The organism is Ruania halotolerans, from assembly GCF_021049285.1.
Taxonomy (GTDB): Bacteria; Actinomycetota; Actinomycetes; order Actinomycetales; family Beutenbergiaceae; genus Ruania; species Ruania halotolerans.
The window spans coordinates 3345240-3367177 of the sequence record NZ_CP088017.1; the positions used below are offsets into that span (position 1 = coordinate 3345240).

The 21938-nt window shown below is 65.6% G+C and carries 30 protein-coding genes; all 30 read right to left on the reverse strand.

The genetic code is table 11. From position 1 onward, the window contains the following. Positions 1 to 3 precede the first annotated feature (3 nt). Entirely contained in the window at positions 4 to 660 is a 657-nt protein-coding gene (locus LQF10_RS14975; protein WP_231064624.1) for a hypothetical protein, read from the reverse strand. Next, positions 657 to 1631, reverse strand: a complete 975-nt coding sequence (locus LQF10_RS14980; protein WP_435531409.1) for a glycosyltransferase family 2 protein — start codon at positions 1629 to 1631, stop codon at positions 657 to 659. Before LQF10_RS14980 ends, LQF10_RS14975 begins: the two co-directional genes overlap by 4 nt. After that, positions 1628 to 2056: an FAD synthase family protein gene (locus LQF10_RS14985; protein ID WP_231064626.1), complete on the reverse strand. Its 429-nt coding sequence runs from the start codon at positions 2054 to 2056 to the stop codon at positions 1628 to 1630. The genes LQF10_RS14980 and LQF10_RS14985 overlap by 4 nt, the downstream gene beginning before the upstream one ends. Beyond that, positions 2053 to 2853, reverse strand: coding sequence for a CDP-alcohol phosphatidyltransferase family protein (locus LQF10_RS14990; protein ID WP_231064627.1), 801 nt, complete (start codon positions 2851 to 2853; stop codon positions 2053 to 2055). The genes LQF10_RS14985 and LQF10_RS14990 overlap by 4 nt, the downstream gene beginning before the upstream one ends. Then, complete coding sequence (locus LQF10_RS14995) at positions 2843 to 4342, reverse strand: sugar transferase (protein ID WP_231064628.1); 1500 nt, start codon at positions 4340 to 4342, stop codon at positions 2843 to 2845. The genes LQF10_RS14990 and LQF10_RS14995 overlap by 11 nt, the downstream gene beginning before the upstream one ends. A gap of 210 nt (positions 4343 to 4552) precedes the next feature. Next, positions 4553 to 5269, reverse strand: coding sequence for an alpha/beta fold hydrolase (locus tag LQF10_RS15000; protein ID WP_231064629.1), 717 nt, complete (start codon positions 5267 to 5269; stop codon positions 4553 to 4555). Between the two features lie 127 nt (positions 5270 to 5396). Further along, a complete protein-coding gene (gene rplQ, locus LQF10_RS15005; RefSeq protein WP_231064630.1) occupies positions 5397 to 5993 on the reverse strand; it encodes a 50S ribosomal protein L17 in 597 nt (198 codons plus the stop codon). A gap of 36 nt (positions 5994 to 6029) precedes the next feature. Beyond that, a complete protein-coding gene (locus LQF10_RS15010) occupies positions 6030 to 7034 on the reverse strand; it encodes a DNA-directed RNA polymerase subunit alpha (protein ID WP_231064631.1) in 1005 nt (334 codons plus the stop codon). Between the two features lie 103 nt (positions 7035 to 7137). Continuing rightward, the gene (gene rpsK, locus LQF10_RS15015; protein WP_231064632.1) at positions 7138 to 7545 is read right to left on the reverse strand and encodes a 30S ribosomal protein S11; all 408 of its coding nucleotides are present in this window, start codon (positions 7543 to 7545) and stop codon (positions 7138 to 7140) included. A gap of 73 nt (positions 7546 to 7618) precedes the next feature. Then, complete coding sequence (gene rpsM, locus LQF10_RS15020) at positions 7619 to 7996, reverse strand: 30S ribosomal protein S13 (protein WP_231064633.1); 378 nt, start codon at positions 7994 to 7996, stop codon at positions 7619 to 7621. A gap of 144 nt (positions 7997 to 8140) precedes the next feature. After that, on the reverse strand, positions 8141 to 8254 hold the full coding sequence (gene rpmJ, locus LQF10_RS15025) for a 50S ribosomal protein L36 (protein ID WP_089771369.1): 114 nt from the start codon (positions 8252 to 8254) through the stop codon (positions 8141 to 8143). A 79-nt stretch (positions 8255 to 8333) separates the two neighbouring features. Continuing rightward, complete coding sequence (gene infA / locus LQF10_RS15030; protein ID WP_231053351.1) at positions 8334 to 8555, reverse strand: translation initiation factor IF-1; 222 nt, start codon at positions 8553 to 8555, stop codon at positions 8334 to 8336. Between the two features lie 213 nt (positions 8556 to 8768). Next, complete coding sequence (locus tag LQF10_RS15035; RefSeq protein ID WP_231064634.1) at positions 8769 to 11114, reverse strand: helix-turn-helix transcriptional regulator; 2346 nt, start codon at positions 11112 to 11114, stop codon at positions 8769 to 8771. Between the two features lie 33 nt (positions 11115 to 11147). Next, positions 11148 to 13559 (reverse strand): LuxR C-terminal-related transcriptional regulator, encoded by a 2412-nt coding sequence (locus LQF10_RS15040; RefSeq protein WP_231064635.1) that lies wholly within the window; start codon positions 13557 to 13559, stop codon positions 11148 to 11150. A gap of 138 nt (positions 13560 to 13697) precedes the next feature. After that, positions 13698 to 14519, reverse strand: a complete 822-nt coding sequence (gene map / locus LQF10_RS15045) for a type I methionyl aminopeptidase (RefSeq protein ID WP_231064636.1) — start codon at positions 14517 to 14519, stop codon at positions 13698 to 13700. A 12-nt stretch (positions 14520 to 14531) separates the two neighbouring features. Continuing rightward, positions 14532 to 15101, reverse strand: coding sequence for an adenylate kinase (locus LQF10_RS15050; RefSeq protein WP_231064637.1), 570 nt, complete (start codon positions 15099 to 15101; stop codon positions 14532 to 14534). Beyond that, positions 15098 to 16396: a preprotein translocase subunit SecY gene (secY, locus tag LQF10_RS15055; RefSeq protein ID WP_231064638.1), complete on the reverse strand. Its 1299-nt coding sequence runs from the start codon at positions 16394 to 16396 to the stop codon at positions 15098 to 15100. Before secY ends, LQF10_RS15050 begins: the two co-directional genes overlap by 4 nt. Positions 16397 to 16607: 211 nt before the next feature. Further along, positions 16608 to 17105 (reverse strand): 50S ribosomal protein L15, encoded by a 498-nt coding sequence (rplO, locus tag LQF10_RS15060; RefSeq protein ID WP_231064639.1) that lies wholly within the window; start codon positions 17103 to 17105, stop codon positions 16608 to 16610. Between the two features lies 1 nt (position 17106). Beyond that, the gene (gene rpmD / locus LQF10_RS15065; protein ID WP_231064640.1) at positions 17107 to 17289 is read right to left on the reverse strand and encodes a 50S ribosomal protein L30; all 183 of its coding nucleotides are present in this window, start codon (positions 17287 to 17289) and stop codon (positions 17107 to 17109) included. Further along, the gene (rpsE, locus tag LQF10_RS15070) at positions 17289 to 17966 is read right to left on the reverse strand and encodes a 30S ribosomal protein S5 (protein ID WP_231064641.1); all 678 of its coding nucleotides are present in this window, start codon (positions 17964 to 17966) and stop codon (positions 17289 to 17291) included. Before rpsE ends, rpmD begins: the two co-directional genes overlap by 1 nt. Before the next feature lie 37 nt (positions 17967 to 18003). Next, a complete protein-coding gene (gene rplR, locus LQF10_RS15075) occupies positions 18004 to 18375 on the reverse strand; it encodes a 50S ribosomal protein L18 (RefSeq protein ID WP_231064642.1) in 372 nt (123 codons plus the stop codon). A 2-nt stretch (positions 18376 to 18377) separates the two neighbouring features. Next, positions 18378 to 18917, reverse strand: coding sequence for a 50S ribosomal protein L6 (gene rplF, locus LQF10_RS15080; protein ID WP_231064643.1), 540 nt, complete (start codon positions 18915 to 18917; stop codon positions 18378 to 18380). A 25-nt stretch (positions 18918 to 18942) separates the two neighbouring features. Next, complete coding sequence (gene rpsH, locus LQF10_RS15085) at positions 18943 to 19341, reverse strand: 30S ribosomal protein S8 (RefSeq protein ID WP_231064644.1); 399 nt, start codon at positions 19339 to 19341, stop codon at positions 18943 to 18945. A gap of 55 nt (positions 19342 to 19396) precedes the next feature. After that, a complete protein-coding gene (locus LQF10_RS15090) occupies positions 19397 to 19582 on the reverse strand; it encodes a type Z 30S ribosomal protein S14 (RefSeq protein ID WP_231064645.1) in 186 nt (61 codons plus the stop codon). Between the two features lies 1 nt (position 19583). Next, positions 19584 to 20165, reverse strand: a complete 582-nt coding sequence (gene rplE / locus LQF10_RS15095) for a 50S ribosomal protein L5 (RefSeq protein WP_231064646.1) — start codon at positions 20163 to 20165, stop codon at positions 19584 to 19586. Next, on the reverse strand, positions 20162 to 20506 hold the full coding sequence (rplX, locus tag LQF10_RS15100) for a 50S ribosomal protein L24 (protein ID WP_231064647.1): 345 nt from the start codon (positions 20504 to 20506) through the stop codon (positions 20162 to 20164). The genes rplE and rplX overlap by 4 nt, the downstream gene beginning before the upstream one ends. A gap of 2 nt (positions 20507 to 20508) precedes the next feature. Next, positions 20509 to 20877, reverse strand: coding sequence for a 50S ribosomal protein L14 (gene rplN / locus LQF10_RS15105; protein WP_231064648.1), 369 nt, complete (start codon positions 20875 to 20877; stop codon positions 20509 to 20511). Between the two features lie 103 nt (positions 20878 to 20980). Next, positions 20981 to 21262, reverse strand: a complete 282-nt coding sequence (gene rpsQ, locus LQF10_RS15110) for a 30S ribosomal protein S17 (protein WP_231064649.1) — start codon at positions 21260 to 21262, stop codon at positions 20981 to 20983. Between the two features lie 14 nt (positions 21263 to 21276). Next, complete coding sequence (rpmC, locus tag LQF10_RS15115; RefSeq protein WP_089771353.1) at positions 21277 to 21519, reverse strand: 50S ribosomal protein L29; 243 nt, start codon at positions 21517 to 21519, stop codon at positions 21277 to 21279. After that, the gene (gene rplP, locus LQF10_RS15120; protein ID WP_231064651.1) at positions 21519 to 21938 is read right to left on the reverse strand and encodes a 50S ribosomal protein L16; all 420 of its coding nucleotides are present in this window, start codon (positions 21936 to 21938) and stop codon (positions 21519 to 21521) included. Before rplP ends, rpmC begins: the two co-directional genes overlap by 1 nt.

Below are 21938 nucleotides of genomic sequence, written 5' to 3' on the forward strand. Positions count from 1 at the left end.
TCGTTAACAGGCCGGATCGTCGCCGAATGTGCGCGACACGATCACCCATGCACCGTCGACCTGATGGAGGGTGTAGATGTTCACAGCACGTGCTGCCGACGGGTCCTGAGGGAGGGGGGCACCAGCGCTGTCGAGCACACGCACCTCGCTGGAATCGATGCACGCATGCACCGTCGCCACCGGCGGGGTGGCGGTACTGTCCTGGTCGATCACACTGGCCGAATCGACCACGGCTGAGCCGGTGCGGGTCCATCCATTGGAGTCGAGTTCGAGGAGCTCCGCCTCGAGCTCGGCAATGATCGTCTCGCCGGCTACTGCGTCGATGCGCTCCGGCACATCTTCCGCGTCCGGTGCGATTTCAGCTACGGCGGTCACGTACGTCTCGAGAAGGGTCTGCGCCGTATCGTCATCAATGGCGCCCTGGGCCGGCACCTGCGGGGCTGGGGTTGACGGCGAGGACGGCGACGACGGAGGACTGGGCGAGGGTGGAGGTGCCGACGATGAGGCCGGATCGCGCGCGGAGCCGGTGGGGTCGGCCGGATCCGCGGATGACGTCGAATTCTGAGCGATCAGCACCCCCACGAGCACCATGATCAGCACGAGGACAACGCCGAGCAGAACGACCGTTCGTCGGCCGCGACCGGCATGGACGCCGTTCACAGCCCTCGACCTCGGCGATTGGCCCAGCCCACGAGCACGTGGGCCGGGACGAGGCGAGCGGCGACCACCATCGCTGCGTATGCACGCAGCTGGGTGCGATCGCGTCGGAGTGTCGCCACCACCCAACGGCAGGCGTCCTTTCGCTGCCCGAGTGCAGCGTGCGCGAACGCCACCTGGGCGCAGATCCTGGCCGTCCCCAGCGCATTGCCGGTGAGTTCAGGGTGCTTGCGAAGCAGGTACGTGAGTCCATCGGCGATCGAGTGCCACTTGCTCGCGAAGTACGAGGGTCGGTCCCAGTGCACGACCACGAGCGGCTCGGGTACGCAGCGGAGGTCACCGGACTTGGTGGCTCGCAGCAGCAGGTCATAATCCTCGCCGTAGGACGCCGGAAGCTCCTCGTCCACCAGGCCGATACGACCGAGCAGGTCCGCGCGGCGCCACAGGACGCTGGACGAGTGGACCTCGGGCACCCGCGATCGCACGAAGTCGGAGAACCGCAATCGTTCCTCGGCAACGCGGACGTGGCGTCCACCCGGGGATTGGATGACGATTCCGGTCGCGATCCCGATCGCTTCCGGATCGGTCCGCCACGTCTCGAGCTGGGCGGTGAGCTTGCCGGCGAGCCACTCATCGTCATCGTCGCAGAAGGCGATCAGCGTCCCGGTGGCGGCGATGATGCCGCTGTTGCGCCCGCCGGCTAGCCCCGGCGTGCGGCCGTTCGGAATCGTTCGCAGTTGCCGGTTTTCGGGTACAGCGATGTCAGTGAGCCCATCAACCTCGGTCTGGTCGAAGACCGCGATCACCTCCACCGCACCGCGGTAGTCCTGCACCAGGATCGAGCGCACGGCGTTCCGGAGCAGCTCGGGCCTACTCCGGGTGGCGATGACGACCGAGACGGTCGGCACGTGCGCCGCTGATTCGGAACGCTCCGCTGCGGACTGGTCGAGCGCTGTCTGTGCGGCCACTGTCATGCTCCCTTCGAGTCGAGAGAGTCATAGATGAAACGACGCAGGATGGTCGACGACGTCCGCTGCGTGTACGGGAAATAGACCACTCGAGCTCCGACCTCGGCCATCTCCTGCTCTAGCAGGGCACCCTTGTAGGTGTCCCGCCAGTCATCGCCTTTGAACAGGACGTCGAACGGATTCGCTCGCCACGCCACGCGTTTGTCCTGCGACGTGTCGGCAACTGCGTGGTCCACGAGCCGAAGCGTCGCGACCACCTCGAGGCGCTCCTGAAACGGGATCACCGGCTCTCGGCCCTTCATCTCCAGGAGCGATTCGTCAGTGGCTACCCCAGCGATCAGGACATCGCACCGCCTTCGTGCCTCCCTGAGGATGTTCAGGTGGCCGATGTGAAACAGGTCGAAGCCGCCTGGTACGTATCCCACGGTCACCGGAGCGTCCTTTCGTCCGGGTCGCTCAGCTGTCGGAACCGACGTCGCATGGAGATGACCGAGTGCACAAGGTTGAGGACGAGCAGCGCTGCATAGGCAGGCACGAACGCGCCGGGCAGGCCCCAGAGCACGTACAGCCAGCACAGCACGCCGGTATCGGTAGGCAACAGAAAGAAGGACTGCCCCTGGCGTGGGATCGGTGCGGTGCCGGAGGGCGCCAGTTGCTCTGCCAGCATCTGGCTGAAGAACTGACCGGTGGTGACCACCGCGTAGAGCAACGGCAACACGAGCACCCACGGCGCGGTGCCGGTCTGGAACAGCGCAACCAGGGTGCACAGATGGAGCATGGGCATGCGGACCGCGTCAACGACGTGGTCCAGCCACTCCCCGGCGCGGCTACTGCGCCCGCTGAGGCGGGCAACCTGACCATCTGCCGAATCGAGGAGGTATCCCGTCGCGAGCAGCATCGCCACCGCTACTCCGGCGGGAAGGGAAGCCGGCCTCAGCACCAGCACGGCCATCCCTGCCAACGAGACCAGGCCGCTGATCGCCGTCACCTCGTTCGGGCCGAGTCCGCTCCGATACGCGGCGGCGGCAGCGTAGCGGGCCAGTCCACGATTCACCCAACGGGTGTAGGCCGGCACGCCCGGCCCAGGTTTCTGCCTCCCACGGAGCACGTCCAGTGCCTCATCGAAGGCCAGCGGCGGCCGACCGGCTGCCGGTCGCGCCTTCGACCGAGCGTCATCGGTGGCCGGTGGCGTGCCGAAGCTCTCGTGATCGAGACGATCAGTACGCACCCCTACCCCCGAACACCGCACGGAACGTGCGACACAAGATGGTCACGTCCATCAGGAAAGACCAGTTGTCCACGTAGTTGAGATCGAGGCGCACCGTCTGTGCCCAGTCCAGGTCGGACCGACCACTCACCTGCCACAGCCCCGTGAGCCCAGGCTTGACCCGTAGGCGTTGCCGCGCATCGGCGTCGTAGCCCGCAATCTCCTCGCCCAGCGGCGGGCGCGGACCGACGAGTGACATCTCGCCCCGCACGACGTTCCATAGCTGCGGCAGTTCGTCGAGGGAGAACCGCCGCAAGACGCGTCCGACGGGCGTGACCCGTGGATCCTGGCGCATCTTGAACATCACCGCGTTGCCATCGTTGTGCGGTAGCAAGTCGGTGCGACGCCTGTCGGCATCGATGTACATCGTGCGCAATTTGATCATCGTGAACGGAACCCCATCTCGACCGATCCGCGTCTGCCGGTAGTACGCGGGGCCGGCTGAGGTGAGGCGAACGAGGAGTGCACTGGCCGTCAGCACCGGGAGGGAGGCGAGGAGGAGCAGCATGCCGAGCAATCGGTCGATGAGCGACTTGACTGCTCGCTGGGTTCGGCTCGCCCCGATCGCGACCGTGAGCAACGGGCTTCCGGAGACGGGTCGCAGTGCCACTCGTACCGGGGCGACCTCCTCCATATTCGGCGCGACCAGCAGTTCGACGCCGTACCGTTCCACCTGCCAGCAGAAGCGCCGCAGGTCGGCTGCTCCCATACACGATGCGGTCACCACGACCACACGGATGCGGTGCTCGGCGACAACGTCGGCCGCGTGCTCCACATCGCCGAGCACCGGCGCAGCGAGCCAGCCGTCGACCGGTTCGCTCAGGCATGTGCCGACCACCCCGAAGCCGTAGCGGGGCTGCGCCTCGAACCGGGCGGTGAGCGAGCGCAGCACTTCCGGCTCACCGACCAGGAGGGTGCGGCGCAGCCAGTAGCCATGTCGTCGCCGGTGCCTGACGAGCGCACGCTGCAGTGAACGTGCCACCAGCACTGTGAGGACGGTCGCTGCAATCGCTGTGAGGAGTTGTCCCGCAGGCACCTCCAGGAGGCCGATATAGGCCATCGCGACCAGTAGCGACCCCCAGATCCATCCTGCACGCAGGACGGCGCCATACTCGTGTGGGCCGGCGGCTGCCCGGCGCGTGTCATATCCGTGCTGCAGCCCGGTGGTGAGCGCGAAGAACGCCCCGGTGGCTGCCGCGTGAGCGGCCAGCAGCGCCGGCGCCATTGCCAGCGGAGCCGTCACCACGGCCACGATCACCGTGGCGATCAGGGTGTCGCCGGCAGCGGCACCCCACCGGTACGCGTGGCTCCAGGCGCCGTCTGGCCCGGTGTGCGATCGAGCGCCGGTCCTCGTCTCGGCCAGTGCGGCGGTGGCGGTTGGCTCGGGGGAAGCGACCGTCCCGTAGGGTGAATCGCTGGGGCAGACCTCAGCCAGCTGGTCTAGCACCACAGCATTCACTCTCCCTCGCATGCACCTGGAGCCACGCCCGGCGACCTCAGAACGAGATCCCGACGGCTCGCGCCTACTCAAGCAGAGGGTCCCGCTACTGGCACGGGTGAACTGAGGGTGAACATCACCGCCGCCGGTGCGACGCCTCGAGGGTGAGGAAAGGGTGACCCAGGGTGAGATCGAGCTCGGTAGGTCTGCGGCGATGAGCCCTCAGGCCACCGACCGAGAAGCGAGCCGCGCCAGGGACCGGGTCAGTCGAGCGAAGACTGCGGGCTGGTCGGCGGTGATGATGTGTCCCGCAGCGCGCACGTGGATCAGACGCCCCGTGGGCGCCGCGGCAAGGAACCGGCCCTCCTCCACTCGGAAGTGGTCCCACACACCGTTGACCAGCCACACCGGTACGTCCAGGAGCGCCAGGTCCGCGAGCGGGTCCACCGTACGCATGCTGCGCAGGGCGGGCACCATCGCCTCGAGCGCCACACCGCCGTCAGAGGCCTCATGGGCACCCTCGCGACCGAGCGCACACCTGCTCACCAGTTGGTGCAGGGCCATCCCTTGGTCTGGCAGCCGTGCGATGAGTCGCGCGAGACCGATATACCCGGCGAGCGCTACGCCGCGCGGGCGCACGCTGCAGGAGGCGGCGAGCACGGCTTGTACAGGCAGCTGCGTGTGCGCGGCCCAGTGGATGGCCAGATATCCGCCGAGGGAGAGGCCGACGACAACGACCGGGCCACCTGCGCGGCGGGCCGCATCCTCCAGCACCGTCATGCAGGCATCCACCCCGAACTTCTCGTGCATCCGCTCTCCGTGTCCGGGCAGATCCAGGGCAACGACCGGCACATCGTGGGCCACAAGTTCTCGTTCGACGCGCCGCCACATGGTCCGCGACGAACGGATCCCGTGCACCAGAAGCACTGTGGGGACCATCTGCGCACTGTATCGGTCACACGGCGAAGGGCCCGTCCCGGGAGGTCATCCCTGGACGGGCCCTTCGTGAGACGGGCGAGCCGGTCAGGCTCGTGGGCGCCTCGTGTTCCTCACGAGGAGGAAGTTCTTACTTGGAGTCCTCAGACGTCGCCGGCTCCGCCGGTGCATCGCCCTCGGCAGCCTCAGGCTCGTCGCTGGTCTCGACGTTCTCGGTCTGCTCACCCTCGTCCGTCTGCGCACCCTCGTCCACCGACTCGACGGAGTCACTCTCGGGCTCCTGCGGCGCTTCCTCGGCCGCAGCGTTCTCCTTGACCGCACGCTTGGCGGCGGCCTCGGCCTCGGCGACAGTGGCCTGCTTCGGGCTGACCGGCTCCATGACGAGCTCGATCACTGCCATCGGAGCATTGTCCCCCTTACGCGGGGCAATCTTGGTGATGCGGGTGTATCCACCGTCACGCTCGGCCATGGCCGGAGCGATCTCCGCGAACAGGACGTGGACGACGTCCTTGCGGGAGAGCACAGCATGCACCTGACGGCGAGCGTGCAGGTCACCGCGCTTCGCCTTCGTGATCAACCGCTCAGCCAGCGGACGCACACGCTTGGCGCGGGTTTCGGTCGTGGTGATGCTCTGGTGCTCGAACAGCGACTGTGCCAAGTTGGCCAGAATCAGCCGCTCGTGCGCCGGTCCGCCACCGAGGCGAGGACCCTTTGTGGGCTTAGGCATGATGTTTCCTCAGTTTCTTGTGATGGGCCGCGCGGCTTAGTTGTAGGCGTCGAAGTCGTCGCCGTCGTCGTAAGCGCTGGCCACGAGGGTCGGGTCGAAGTCGGCAGGACTGTCCTTCAAGGACAGGCCCAGGCCCACCAGCTTCTCCTTCACCTCGGTGATCGACTTCGCACCGAAGTTACGGATGTCGAGCAGGTCCGCCTCACTGCGCGCGACGAGCTCGCCCACGGTGTGGATTCCCTCGCGCTTCAGGCAGTTGTAGGACCGGATGGTCAGGTCCAACTGCTCGATCGGTAGTGCCAGATCCTCGGCAAGCGCCGAGTCCGTCGGCGACGGGCCGATCTCGATACCCTCGGCCTCGACGTTCAGCTCACGCGCCAGGCCGAACAGTTCGACCAAGGTCTTTCCCGCTGAGGCGAGCGCATCGCGCGGGTCGATGGAACGCTTGGTCTCGACATCGACGATCAGCTTGTCGAAGTCAGTGCGCTGCTCAACACGTGTGGCCTCGACCTTGTAGGTCACCTTCAGTACCGGGGAGTAGATCGAGTCCACCGGGATCCGGCCGATCTCCGCATCGAAGGACTTGTTCTGCGCCGCCGACACGTAGCCTCGGCCGCGCTCCACGGTCAGCTCGACCTCGAGCTTGCCCTTGGCGTTGATCGTCGCGATGTGCAGATCCGGGTTGTGCACCTCCACCCCGGCAGGCGGGGTGATGTCCGCGGCGGTCACCGTGCCGGGCCCCTGCTTGCGCAGGTACATCACGACGGGTTCATCGTTCTCCGAGGAAACGACGATGTTCTTGATGTTGAGAATGATCTCGGTGACATCCTCCTTGACCCCGGTGATGGTGGAGAACTCGTGCAGCACGCCGTCGATACGGATGCTGGTCACGGCGGCGCCGGGAATCGAGGAGAGCAGGGTCCGCCGGAGCGAGTTGCCCAGTGTGTAGCCGAAACCGGGCTCAAGGGGCTCGATGATGAAGCGAGAGCGGTACTCGTCAACAACATCTTCGGTGAGCGTGGGGCGCTGTGCGATGAGCACGGGTGTGTCCTTTCAGCAGGCGTCCGCTATATGACGCCGTGCGCGAGCCCCTCGCCCATCGGTCCGGACGAGGGGGTCCTGCTATACGTGAGGTCCGGCCGGATCAGACGCGGCGGCGCTTGGGCGGGCGGCACCCGTTGTGCGCCTGCGGGGTGACGTCCTGGATGGAGCCGACCTCGAGGCCGGTGGCCTGGAGCGACCGGATGGCCGTCTCGCGACCCGAACCCGGTCCCTTGACGAAGACGTCGACCTTCTTCATCCCGTGTTCCTGCGCCTTACGAGCAGCGGCTTCGGCAGCGAGCTGGGCGGCGAACGGGGTCGACTTCCGCGAGCCCTTGAAGCCGACCTGCCCGGATGAGGCCCAGGAGATCACGGCACCGGAGGGGTCTGTGATGGAGACAATGGTGTTGTTGAACGTGGACTTGATGTAGGCGTTGCCCGCGGAGATGTTCTTCTTCTCTTTGCGGCGCGGCTTGCGCGCGGCGGTCGCCTGGCGAGTCTTGGGAGGCATCTGAGATTCTCTCTTCTTCGGTGAGGTCGTCGGTCCGGACCGGCTGTCCGCGGAAAGCCGGTCGACGGGCTACTTAGCGACCGGCCTTCTTCTTGCCGGCGACGGTCCGCTTGGGACCCTTACGGGAGCGTGCGTTGGTCTTGGTCCGCTGCCCGTGCACGGGCAGACCACGACGGTGCCGCAGCCCCTGGTAGCAACCGATCTCGACCTTGCGGCGGATGTCAGCAGCGATCTCACGCCGCAGGTCGCCCTCGAGCTTGTACGCACCCTCGAGGAAGTCACGCAAGGCGACCACCTCGTTGTCGTTCAGGTCTTTCACCCGCAGATCGGGGCTCAGGCCCGTTGCCGTCAGGGCTTCGGCTGCGCGGGTACGCCCGACACCGAAGATGTAGGTGAGTGCCACCTCGAGCCGCTTATCGCGGGGGAGGTCGACACCGACGATTCGTGCCATTCGTTCTCACTCCTGTGAGTCGCGGAGGTCTTTCGCACCATCACCCCGGTTCCTCCGGGCCCCGGCCTCCGACCGAGGGTGTACCGCCAGTGACGGCGGACGATGATGCGCTGAGTGCGTCCGTGGACGCGGGGTGGGCTGCGTTCAGCCCTGGCGCTGCTTGTGCCGCAAGTTGGTGCAGATCACGCGCACAGTCCCGTTTCGACGGATGACCTTGCAGCTGTCGCAGATCTTCTTGACGCTCGGCTTGACCTTCATGGGGATTCCTTTGCCGGGCGCGACCGACGATCACCCAGGAAGTGGGCGATCGGGTCCCGCCGACGTGCTCGGAGGGCTATTACTTGTAGCGGTAGACGATGCGGCCGCGGGTCAGGTCGTACGGGCTCAACTCAACCACCACCCGGTCCTCTGGAAGGATCCGAATGTAGTGCTGACGCATCTTGCCCGAAATGTGAGCGAGAACCTTGTGCCCGTTGCTGAGCTCCACGCGGAACATCGCGTTCGGCAAAGCCTCGACCACGCTGCCCTCGATCTCGATGACACCGTCCTTCTTACCCATGTCCTCCACTAACTGCAGTGCTGTTCTGACACCAGCGCGCCCGCCCCCACTCCCCCGGGCGCGTCAGCGCGAACTCCACCACACCATCTGGTTGAGAATTCGTTCGACACGAGCCGAGGGCACGACCAGGTGACAGAGCACGCCCAACGGTTCATCCTACGGCATCGGGCCTGTCGAGCAAAGTCGTCCCGGGTCGCTCAGATGCGGTATCGCTCACACCGGGCGTTCGTCGCCGTGCGCCGCTTGCGACTCATCGTCATGGCTTCCGTAGATGCCGAGCGCGTGCCCACGATGCACAGCATCAGCCCTGTTGTGCACACCGAGCTTGGCGTACAGCGTGCGCATATGGCTCTTCACCGTGTTCGTGGACAGGTAAAGTCGCTGCGCCATCGCGCCAAGAGATTCACCATCATCGAGACCGCGAAGGATGACGACCTCTTGTTCGGTCAGGCTCGCCCGCTCGGACTGCGGGAATCCGGCCACGTCGCGGGTGCGCTCGACCCTTTGCAGCAGCGGTCGCATCTCAGGGACTTGGGTGGCGATCACTCGCAGTTCCGCCGCCGGGACGGAAAGGAATGGCCAGTACAGGTCGTGCATCTCTGCGACGGTCATGGCCAGCCGCATCGTGCGCAGCGCTTCACCCACGAGACGCAGACGATGCAACGCGCAGGAGCGCAACACGAGGTGCTCGATTGCTCCGCGCGGGTAGAGCGCAATCCATTGTTCGCTCTGTGCCGTCAGGGCAAGCACGCGGTCGAGATCTCCAGAGGACAGAGCCAGTCGCACCCTCGGCAGATGTGTCTCGCGGACTGCCGGAGGCTGCGCCTCCAGGAGGCTGCTGCACCGATCGAACGCCCCCTCGGACAGGTGTGCGCCTGCTAGTGCCACGAAGGCGATCGTTGCGGCCAGGTCGGGAGCGGGCAGGTCCCGCACTACTGACCACTGGGCGCGCAGGTCTGCAAGTGCAGAGTCCCGGGCCGCTGGGTACCGGACGCGGAAGGCTGCATCGAGCGCGTGCGCGAGCGAAACCAGCTCGGTCCCTTCCCACCCGGAGGCGTCGATCGGCTCCGGTGGGCCGATCACGACCTGGTCAACGTTCAACAGCCACGTCGCCAACGCGCGGAGTTCACGTTCGGTACTCGTTGGCGGATCTTCCTCGGCGAGGCTCCGCCCGCGTTCGCACCACTGCAACGCCCCCCGCCGCTGCCCGAGTATCGCCAGTGTGAGTGCGCACCCCCACGCGGCCGCGCGCCGCTGCGGCTCGTCATTCGCGGTTCGCGCGAGGCGGTGCGCATGACTGAACACCTGAACGGCACCGATGAGGTTCACGGTGCGGAGCCGGTACAGGCCCCATTGCATCATCAGCTCGGGCAGGCGCTCCCTACTGTCAGCATCGGGACCGGACGCTGACCCGGGCGGTAGTCGGCCGGAGTCGCTGACGTGGTCCCGCAGGATCACAATCTCCGGCCGCTTCGCATACTTCTCCGGAACGTACGGCAATGCGCGCGTCACTGCGTCGTGATGATCCGTCAGAGGAAGCCACGATCGCGTCAGGATCCCGAGCACGCCGACAGTGTCTGCTCCACGGATCGCGTGATCGAGCGCCCGCACCGGCTCGCCGAGCCGTTCCAGGCGGCGGGCCAGTCGACGATGAATCTCAGCCGCGCCAGTCGGATCGACCTCGTCGATGACAGCGGCCGCCGCCGCTCGGATCATCGCAGGCAGATCACCATTGGAGCGGAGCAGTCCTGCTTCGGCAATCGGCCGGGTGATCAGCTCGACTGGTTCGCCCACCCCGAGGACCTCGCGGAGCGACGGCTCATCGATGCGGTCCATCAGCGAGAGTGACATCAGCGGCTGAGCGAACTCGGCTGACTCCGGCTCCGCGAACACTGTCTGTAGATATCGCTCCACCAGCCGCTGACCGCCGTCACCATGGCCCAACTCCACCGCCCGCAGCATCGCACGCACGAGCGCAGGCCACCCGGCAACGTCATCGGCAATCCTGAACGCGTCCTCGTCCGAGATCGATATGCCGAGCGCATCGGCGAGCGCAACGGTCTCGTCTCCGCCGAGCGCGAGCTGGCGGCTACGCACGATGATCCCGTCAGTGTCGATGACCGCCAAGGACTCGATCGGTTGCTCGGCTCGGGTGAGCAGCATCACCGAGACCGCTTCGTTGGACCGGGCAAGGTGGATGATCTGGTCGTCGAGCAGGGGATCGTTCACGTGGTGATACGACTCCAGGACGAGGACGAGGCGCTCCCCGTGCATCGCCATCCGCTCCGCCACCGACGTGACGAGTTCTGGACCAGAGAGCCAGGAGGTCTCGGCGTGTCCAAGCTGCTGAAGGTGCTGGTCCACGAGCCGCCAGAGATCGTGGCTGCCCATTCCTCTCGGTAGCACGCACCACACCGGCACGATCCCCTCAAGCCGTCGCAACCACCACGAGGCGACCGTCGCTTTGCCCCAGCCGCGAGGCGCCCGGAACACCGTCACCGGGGGGATGGAGTTCAGTGTCCTGACCAGACCGGCCGGCGGCACGACTGCACTCGGCATCCGCGGGAGCGGAAGGTGCAGAGGATTCACCGATCACCCCCTGCTCCGCGCAGCTGCGAGAGCCTCGGCGCGATTGGCCGCGCCGAGCTTGCGATAGATCGCTCGCAGGTGCGTTTTCACGGTGTTGGAGGACATTCCCAGTGCACGCGCGATCCCCGCCGCGCCGGGATAGTCCTCCAGAGCGCGCAATACCTCGCCTTCGCGTGCGGTCAGACTGGCGACACCGGACTGTTCGTGGCCCCCTGGCTCCCGTGCCCCCGGCCACAGACCGAGCATCTCCGCATCCCCCGCCGTGAGCACCTGGAAGACATACCGGCGCATGAGGAGAAACGGGCGGCGCTGCCCGGTCTGGCGGGCGATATCGGTCGCTGCGTTGAAGGCGGCGCGGGCAGCGTCTCCCCGCCCAGCGGCAAAGTGGCTTCCGGCCATGAGGACGTAGCACTCCATCGCATGACGCCTGGTGACATGCCACGCATCCAGAACCTCCGTGGCAATCCGCACCACGTCGTCATAGGCATGCTCCTTCATGGCGAGCTTGGCCAGACCGACACGGACGAGTCGTTGCGGTTCGAAGCGTTCGACGACCTGCCGAGCAACATCAGTGTTTCCGCTGAAGAGCAGTGCCTCGATCAGCGACTCGCTGAGCAGGGCTTCCGTACGGGACCCGGGACGGATGTATCTGACGGCTGCACGCAGTTCACTCGTCAGTGCGACGATTTCCTCACGCCGCTCAGTCAGCACTGCATAGTGCGCCCTGATGAAAACGCCCAGCGCCCACAGCTCATCACGGTGGTGCAGCTCGGGCAGCGCACGTACCGCTTCGGCTGCACGGTCCGACGCCGAATCGACGTATGCCAGGGCCTTGGCGACTGCCGCGACCTCACCGACCACACCGTCACTCGGAGTGAGCGCACCATCGAACTCAGCGAGCCACCGCAGCGCGGATGAGGGCTCGCCCTGGAGCGCGTGGACGAGCGCCAAGCCGGCGGCACCCAGGTGCGCGACTGCGACGTTCTCGTGGTCGCGCATACCCACCGCCCGGGCCTGGGCGAAGGCATAGAGCGCCACGTCGAGCCTGCCTTGCAACATGCTCGTCAGACCCCACTGCAGCAGCACGAGCAACACGTCCTCCCCGTGTTGGGTCAGTTGTTCATGATGAGTCACCATCTCGGCCTGCAGCGTGGGCGAATCGACATCTCGCCACCGGGCTGAACGACCCCTGGGAGGAAGAGCGCCGTCGAGATGATCGACGGCTACACGCAGTCGTGGATTCTCGGCGACCATCGATGCCGGGAACTGGCGGGCAGCCTCGATCAGGGTGAGCGGATCCTCCACCAGCAATCGGACCCAATCGTGCTCCAGCACGTCGAGTGCCAGCTCCCACTCTCCGGCCTGGACCGCGTGCGAGAGCACCCGGGCCGGCTCGTTCTTGCCCTCCCACAGTCGCACCAACGCGTGATGCACTTCGCGCTCGATCTCGGGGCACGAATCGCGCATGACCCGGAGCAACGCTGCGCGCGTTGCGGGAGCGAAGGAGTACATCACCCCGTTCACAGTGCGCCGCTCCGAAATCAGTCCGGCGTCATGCACATTCCTGAGCATTCGTGCCGTATGACCCTTGGGAACAATCGCCCGGGCCATCTCGAGGTCGAATTCCTCCGGGATCGCTGTGCGCAACAGGAAGGAGCGCATCTTCTCGAACCGAAGGTCTCGAACCATCGCGATGATGTAGTTCTCCACGAGTTCGGTGTCAATGTCCCCTGAGCCATTTCCCGCAGAATGAGTGAGGCCGGCCCGGATGGCAGAGGGCCAGCCACCGAGGTCGACAGCGACCTGTTGTGCACCATCCAACGTCAGATCCACACCCAGGCGCCGGGCCAGGCGATACACGGACGCGCCGGTCAAGCGCAGTTCCCTCGGACCGATCAGGACCGAATCGACCGACAACGACCCGACCGTCTCAATTTCACGCACGGTCCGGCCGGCGACCACCAAGTACAGGTTCTCGTTCCGCCGCACCAGATCCACAAGGAGATCGTCGATGCGCTCAGGATCGTCGTGGAGACCGGCCTCGTGCATATCGTCGATGATCAGCAGCAGGGGCTCAGTCAGAGACGCGAGAGCCCGGGTCACCGCGCTCTGCGCTCCCGCTCCCATAACAAAGTCCTCGGTCAGCAGTCCCGCCGCGGCCAAGTTCGCTGCCACCTGGGTCCAGAAGCCCTCGTCCTGGTTGCTCGCCATGCTCAAGGCGATGTACACCGCGTGGGGCAGATCGTCTGCGCTCTCCAGCCAGCGGGCCAGCAAACTCGTCTTCCCGTACCCCCTGGGTCCGCGCAGCACGGTCAAGGGCCGGAGCGTGGCAAGCATCGCGAGCACGTCGTCGGAGAACTCCGAGTCTCGCGGCAGCCGGGGCATCCCGAGCGGGCGTTGCGGTTCGCTGGGCATCGACGAGTCTTCACCCCCACACGGCGCACACGGTGCGACGAAGAATAGCACCGCGATGCGCCAAACGATCTAACTTAGACGAAGTGGAATACGCTCGTCCAGGTCGCCATCTCACCAAATGAGACGGCCGTTTCGTGGTCAGTCCAGAGGGACGGGTGACACTCCGTGTGGTGCCAGACCTGCGGCACCGCCATCGCGAGCAGTGAGTACCCAGACACCGTTCTCGTGTACCGCGACCGAATGCTCCGCATGCGCCGCCCGGGATCCGTCCGTGGTCACCACAGTCCAGTCGTCGGCAAGTACCTCGGTCTCACCGCTGCCGGCGGAGATCATCGGCTCGATCGCGACGCACAAACCAGGCTTAATCTTGACGCCACGGTGGCCGGAACGATAATTGAGCACATCGGGCGGCTGGTGCATCTGGGTGCCGATTCCGTGCCCGACGTACTCCCGCACGATTCCGAATTCCCGATCTCCGGATGCCACGACATCCTCGACGGCATCGCCGACCACGCCGAGTCGGCCCCCGCGCGCCAGCGCCGCAATACCCGCCCACAGAGCAGCGTCAGTGAGATCGACCAGTCCTCGATCGGTGGGGTCGGCCTCACCGACGACGGCCGTGAACGCGGCGTCTGCGTGCCAACCATCGACGATCGCGCCAGCGTCCACTGAGACCACATCACCCTCAGCGAGCACTCGTTCCCCAGGGATCCCGTGCACCACTTCGTCGTTCACGGAGACGCAGATGACGCCCGGAAAACCGTGATATCCGAGAAAATTCGACGCAGCCCCGGCCCTCTCGAGAACGGCCGCCGCGACATCGTTCAACTCCCGCGTACGCGCACCGGGATCGAGAGCGGTTCGCACCGCGTCGTGAACATCGGCCACGACGAGTCCCGCCCGCCGCATCACTCGAATCTGATCGTGAGTCTTCAGCTCGATTCGTCGCTGCCCGAACATCTGGGGCGCCCGCTACGCGAGCGCGGTGCTCAGGCGCTCGGTGACCTCGTCGACGGCGCCCATGCCGTCGACCTGAACCAGCAGGCCACGCTGGGAATAGACGTCCACCAGCGGCGCCGTCTGCTCGGCGTACACCTCCAGGCGGCGTCGGATCACCGATTCGGTGTCATCTGCACGCCCTTGATCCTGCGCGCGTGCGAGCAGACGCTGCACGACTTCGTCGGTATCAGCAGTCAGTTCGACCACATGGCTCAGCTCCCGGCCCTGGGCTGCCAGGATCGAGTCGAGCTCATCCACCTGTGCAGCGGTGCGCGGGTACCCATCCAGCAAGAACCCGTCCGCCGCATCAGGCTGGGCGAGCCGTGCCGCCACCATGTGATTGGTGACCTCGTCGGGCACGTACTCTCCCGCATCCATGTACTTCTGGGCGAGCTGACCCAGCTCCGTCCCGTCCGAGACGTTCTGTCGGAAGATATCGCCGGTGGAGATGGCCGGCACGTCGAGCCGCTCGGCCAACCTCGCGGCCTGGGTCCCCTTACCTGCTCCGGGAGGACCGAGGAGGATCAGCCGTACGCGCGTCATCTCAGGAACCCTTCGTAGTGCCTTTGCTGCAGCTGCGAGTCGATCTGCTTGACGGTTTCCAGGCCCACGCTCACGAGGATGAGCAACGAGGTCCCGCCGAACGGAATCGTGGTGCTGATCCCCATCAGCTTGAATGCGATGGTCGGGATCAGGGCCACGATGGCTAGATAGATCGAGCCGGCCGTGGTGATTCGCGTGATCACGTACTGGAGGTATTCAGCAGTGGGACGACCTGCGCGGATGCCTGGGATGAAGCCACCGTACCGCTTCATATTGTCCGCGACCTCGTCCGGGTTGAACGTGATCGAGGTGTAGAAGTGCGCGAAGAAGATGATCAGTACCACATAGACAGCGATGTAGACGTTCTGCCCCGGGTCAGCCAGGTTCAGGCTCACCCACTGCACCCACGGCGTGGTCTGATCGTCCACGAACTGCGCTGCCAGCACTGGCAGCGCCATCAACGAGGACGCGAAGATCACCGGGATCACACCGGACATATTGATCTTGATCGGGATGTACGTGCTCGAACCGCCGTACATCCGCCGGCCGACCATGCGCTTGGCGTATTGCACCGGGATCCGGCGCTGGGACTGTTCCACGAACACGATCAGCCCGATCACCAGCAGCGAGATCGCCACGAAGATCGCAAGCTTGACCACACCGTTGTCGGCAAGCTGGATCTGCCGGAACGCCGAGGGGAAGCTCGAGGCGATCGAGGTGAAGATCAGCAGCGACATCCCGTTGCCGACCCCCTTCTCGGTGATCAGCTCACCCATCCACATGACCAGTCCGGTACCAGCGGTCATGGTGAGGATCATCAGCAGGATCGTCAACACGGAGTCGTCGACGAGGATATCCAGGCCGCAGTTCTCATACAGGTTGCCGCTGCGAGCCACGGTGATGATGGTGGTTGCCTGCAGGATCGCGAGGCCGATGGTCAGGTACCGGGTGTACTGCGTCAGGACGGCAGTCCCGGACTGGCCCTCCTTGTGCAGGTCATCGAAGCGTGGGATGACCACTCGCAGCAACTGCGTGATGATGCTCGCCGTGATGTAGGGCATCACACCGAGGGCGAACACCGACAGTTGCAGCAGTGCCCCGCCGCTGAACAGGTTCACCAGGCCGAGCATGCTGTTGTCCGTGCCCGGCTCAAGGCACGTCCGTACGTTCACATAGTCGACGCCCGGAGTCGGAACGAACGAGCCGAACCGGAAGATGGCCATGATCCCGAGCGTGAAGAGCAGCTTCCGCCGCAGATCCGGCGTGCGGAACGCGCGGACGAATGCGCTGAGCAATGGTCCTCCTGGGAGGGATCAGTGGGTGGCTCGGCCGGTGAGAACCGACGCACAGATGGAAGTTACCGGTTACCTACGTTACGGCATCGGGCCGTCGCGCCGGGCGTCGTCGTGAGACGGAATCGACCAGTGCGCGATGCCCCCGCCCGTAGACGGCTCACGGCGGCGCAGGAGGATTCCTGCACCGCCGTGAGCATGGTCAAAACGAGCCTCAGGCCTGCTCGACGCTGCCACCGGCAGCGACGATCTTCTCCTTGGCGGACGCCGAGACGGCGTCCACGGTCACGTCGAGCTTGACGCTCACGTCACCGGTCCCGAGGAGCTTGACCGGCCGCCCATCGCGGACGGCGCCCTTGGCGACCAGATCCGCGACCGTCACGGCGCCACCCTTGGGGTAGAGGTCCGCGAGCTTGGTCAGGTTCACCACTTGGTACTCGGTGCGGAACGGGTTCTTGAACCCGCGCAGCTTCGGCAGGCGCATGTGCAACGGCGTCTGACCGCCCTCGAACCTCGCCGGCACCTGGTAGCGCGCCTTCGTGCCCTTCGTGCCTCGACCGGCCGTCTTACCCTTGGACGCCTCACCGCGACCCACGCGGGTCTTCGAGGTGTGGGCCCCAGGAGCCGGACGCAGGTGATGCACCTTCAACGGAGCAACATTGGTGGAGTCGGCCGTACCTTCGGCCGCTCCCTGACTCTTCTTCTCGGCCATGTCAGTCAACCTCCTCGACGGTGACGAGATGCGCCACCGTGGTGACCATGCCACGGACCTCGGGCCGGTCGTCCTTGACGACTGTGTCGCCAATTCGCTTCAGGCCGAGGGAACGCAGTGTGTCACGCTGGTTCTGCTTGCCGCCGATGGCGGACTTCTTCTGAGTCACCTTGAGTTGGCTCATCAGGCGACCCCCGCCTTCGTTGCCGACTCAGCACCGCTCTCGGCCGCACTGTCCTTGGCACGACCCTCTGCCTGCGCGCGCAGTAGCGCTCGCGGAACAACGTGGTCGAGCGGAAGTCCGCGACGCGCGGCGACAGCCTCCGGCTGCTCGAGCGCCCGCAGACCCGCCACTGTGGCGTGGACGATGTTGATGGCGTTGGCCGAACCCAGCGACTTGGTGAGAACGTCGTGGATCCCGGCGCAGTCCAGCACGGCGCGCACCGGACCACCGGCGATAACCCCGGTACCCGGGGAGGCGGGACGCAGCAGCACGACTCCGGCTGCCTCCTCACCCTGCACGGTGTGCGGGATGGTCTTCTGAATCATCGGAACCTTGAAGAAGTTCTTCTTGGCCTCTTCGACGCCCTTGGCAATGGCCGCAGGTACTTCCTTGGCCTTGCCGTATCCGACGCCGACCGTGCCTTCACCGTCGCCGACGACGACAAGAGCCGTGAAGGAGAACCGCCGTCCACCCTTGACGACCTTGGAGACGCGGTTGATCATCACCACGCGCTCGACGTAGGTGTTGCGGTCTGCGTCACGACGGTTGTCACCGCCGCGGCGGTCACGGCGCTCGTTCGAGCGCTCGCCACCGGCGCCGGCGGACGAACCTGTCCTGCTGCGCTGCGGTGCAGCCATCATGCGATCCTTTGCTCGTTGGTCTGCTGGACGGAGGTCACAGGGACAGCCCTCCCTCGCGGGCGCCGTCGGCGACTGCCGCAACCCGTCCGTGGTACTTGTTGCCGCCACGGTCGAACACTGCAGCGGCGAAACCTGCCGACTTCGCCCGCTCAGCGACGAGTTCGCCGACCCGGCGGGCCTTGGCGGTCTTGTCGCCATCAGCAGCTCGTACGTCGGCCTCTAGAGTGGAAGCGGACGCCACGGTGACTCCTGCGGTGTCGTCAACCAGCTGGGCGACGATGTGCCGCGCCGACCGGTTCACCACCAGACGGGGGCGCTCGGTGGTGCCGTTGATGCGCTTGCGCACCCGCAGGTGACGACGCGCACGTGCGACGCGCTTGCCTGACCCCTTAATGGACACAGCCATGGCTACTTACCAGCCTTTCCGACCTTGCGGCGGACCTGCTCGCCCGCGTAACGCACACCCTTGCCCTTGTAGGGCTCAGGCTTGCGGATCTTCCTGATGTTCGCCGCGACCTCACCGACCACCTGCTTGTCGATTCCCGAGACGGAGAACTTGGTAGCCGACTCGACCTGGAAGGTGATTCCCTCCGGCGGACTGACCACGACAGGGTGTGAGAAGCCGAGCGAGAACTCGAGATCGGAGCCCTTGGGCACCACGCGGAACCCTGTTCCGACGATCTCCAGCTTCTTCTCGTACCCCTGCGTCACGCCCTGGACACAGTTGGCGATGAGCGTCCGGGTCAGACCGTGCAGAGAGCGTGACTCACGCTCTTCGTTCGGTCGGCTCACCACAATGGCGCCGTCGTCGTCACGGGAGACCGTGATCGGCGAGGCAACAGTGTGGGAAAGCGTGCCCTTCGGCCCCTTGACAGTGACGGCCTGGCCGTCGATGTTCACGTCGACACCGCTGGGCACGGCGACGGGGATCTTGCCAATTCGAGACATGGTGTGGCTCCTTTCGATCCCTCGATCACCAGACGTAGGCGAGGACTTCCCCACCCACGCCCTTCTTGGCCGCCTGCTTGTCGGTGAGCAGACCGGAGGAAGTGGACAGAATGGCCACTCCCAGTCCGCCGAGCACCTTGGGCAGGTTGGTTGACTTCGCGTAGACACGCAGGCCCGGCTTCGATACCCGGCGCACTCCCGCGAGCGAACGCTCGCGATTCGGGCCGAACTTCAACTGCAGGGTCAGCGTCTTGCCCACCTCAGCGTCCTCGACGGTCCAGCCACTGATGTAGCCCTCCGCCTCGAGGATCTCCGCGATGTGGGACTTCAACTTCGAGTACGGCATGGCTGCCGACTCATGGAACGCCGAGTTCGCGTTGCGCAGGCGCGTCAACATGTCGGCGATGGGGTCTGTCATTGTCATCGGGCTGCTGCCCTTCCTCGTCGCGGTTTCCTCGCGGACCTGCGACGTAGTCGATTTACCAGCTGCTCTTGGTCACGCCGGGGAGCTGACCGGCGAGCGCCATATCACGCAGGCACACGCGGCACAGGCCGAACTTGCGATACACCGAGTGCGGACGCCCGCACTTGGCGCACCGGGTGTAGGCGCGCACCGCGAACTTCGGCTTGCGGTTGGCCTTCTGGATCAGTGCAGTCTTCGCCACGTCAGTTCTCCTTGAACGGGAAGCCGAGGCGACGCAGCAGCGAGCGACCCTCGTCGTCGGTAGTGGCCGTGGTCACGACCGTGATGTCCATACCGCGCACGCGGTCGATCTTGTCCTGATCGATCTCGTGGAACATCGACTGTTCCACCAGGCCGAAGGTGTAGTTGCCGTGACCGTCGAACTGCTTCGAGGAGAGCCCGCGGAAGTCGCGGATTCGCGGGAGAGCAAGGGTGAGCAAGCGGTCCAGGAACTCCCACATCCGGTCTCCCCGCAGTGTCACGTGCGTACCGATCGGCTGCCCCTCACGGAGCTTGAACTGCGCAATCGAGCGCCGTGCCTTGGTGACACTGGGCTTCTGTCCGGTGATCAGGGTGAGGTCACGAATCGCACCCTCGATCAGCTTCGAGTCACGCGCCGCATCGCCCACACCCATGTTGACCACGATCTTGGTCAGGCCGGCGACCTGGTGCACGTTCGTGTGCTCGAACTCCTCGCGCAGCCCCGGGAGGATCTCCTCGCGGTACTTTGCCTTGAGGCGCGGAATGGCTGCAGCGGTTGTCGCTTCACTGGTCGCAGTGCTCATGAGATGTCCTTACCGGAGCGCTTGGCCACCCGGACCCGCTGGGTTCGTGTGCGTCCGTCACGCTCGACGTCCTCGGTGCGGTAGCCGACGCGCGTGCCCTTCTTGGTCTCCGGGTCCACGAGCATCACATTGCTGATATGGATCGGGGCCTCGACGGTCTCGATTCCACCGGTCCGGGAGCCTCGCTGGCTCTGCGAGACCTTCGTGTGCCGCTGCACACGCTGGACGCCTTCGACGACCACCCGGTCGCTCTCGGGCTGAACCGAGAGGACGCGGCCCTGCTGGCCCTTGTCCCGTCCGGCGATGACGACGACGAGGTCGCCCTTCTTGATCTTTGCCATGGTTACAGCACCTCCGGGGCGAGCGAGACGATGCGCATGAACCGCTTGTCGCGCAGCTCACGGCCTACCGGTCCGAAGATGCGGGTACCGCGGGGCTCGCCGTCGTTCTTGAGGATGACGGCGGCGTTCTCGTCGAAGCGGATGTACGAGCCGTCCGGCCGACGGCGCTGCTTGCGCGTGCGCACGATGACCGCCTTGACGACGTCGCCCTTCTTCACGTTGCCGCCGGGGATCGCATCCTTCACGGTGGCGACGATGGTGTCGCCGATGCCGGCGTAGCGACGCCCAGAACCGCCGAGCACCCGGATGCACAAGATCTCCTTGGCACCCGTGTTGTCGGCGACCTTGAGTCGCGACTCCTGCTGGATCATTCGATCTACTCCTGTCGTCGTGCCGGTTCTCGCATTCCGCGAGCCTGGCCGAACGGATGATGGTCGTCATCCGGGTCCATCGTGGTGACGGCCCCGGCGGTGGTCACTTGGCCTTTTCGAGGATCTCCACGACGCGCCAGCGCTTGGTGGCGGCGAGCGGGCGCGTCTCCATGATGGAGACGAGATCGCCGACGCCCACGGTGTTCTCCTCGTCGTGCGCCTTCACCTTGGTGGTCCGCCGCATGACCTTGCCGTAGAGCGCGTGCTTCACGCGATCCTCGACCTCGACCACGACGGTCTTGTCCATCTTGTCGCTGACCACATAACCGCGACGGGTCTTGCGGTAGTTGCGCTCCAGCGCATCAGTGGTGTTCTCGGTGCTCATCGTGTTCGCCTCGTTCACTTCGCGTCCGCGGTGGGCGCGGTCCGGATACCGAGCTCACGCTCCCGCAGGATCGTGTAGATGCGGGCGATGTCGCGCCGCACGGTCTTCAGTCGCCCGTGGTCCTCCAGCTGGCCCGTGGCCGAGGAGAACCGCAGGTTGAACAGCTCCTGCTTGGCCTTCTTCAGCTCCGCAGCCAACCGCTCGGTGTCCATGCCGTCCAGGTCGGCCGGCATCAAATCCTTCGACCCGATTGCCATCAGAGGTCACCGCCCTCGCGACGCACGAATCGCGTCTTCATCGGGAGCTTGTGCTGCGCGCGGCGCAATGCCTCGCGAGCCAGCTCTTCATTGACTCCGGCCAGTTCGAACATGATCCGACCGGGCTTGACGTTGGCCACCCACCACTCAGGGGAACCCTTACCGGAACCCATGCGGGTCTCAGCCGGCTTCTTGGTCAGCGGACGATCCGGGAAGATGTTGATCCACACCTTGCCGCCACGCTTGATGTGCCGCGTCATGGCGATACGCGCCGCCTCGATCTGCCGGTTCGTGACGTAGGCGGGCTCAAGAGCCTGAATGCCGTAGTCGCCGAAGGAGATCGTGGTGCCGCCCTTCGCCACACCACTGCGCTTGGGGTGGTGCTGCTTACGGTGCTTGGTGCGCCGGGGGATGAGCAT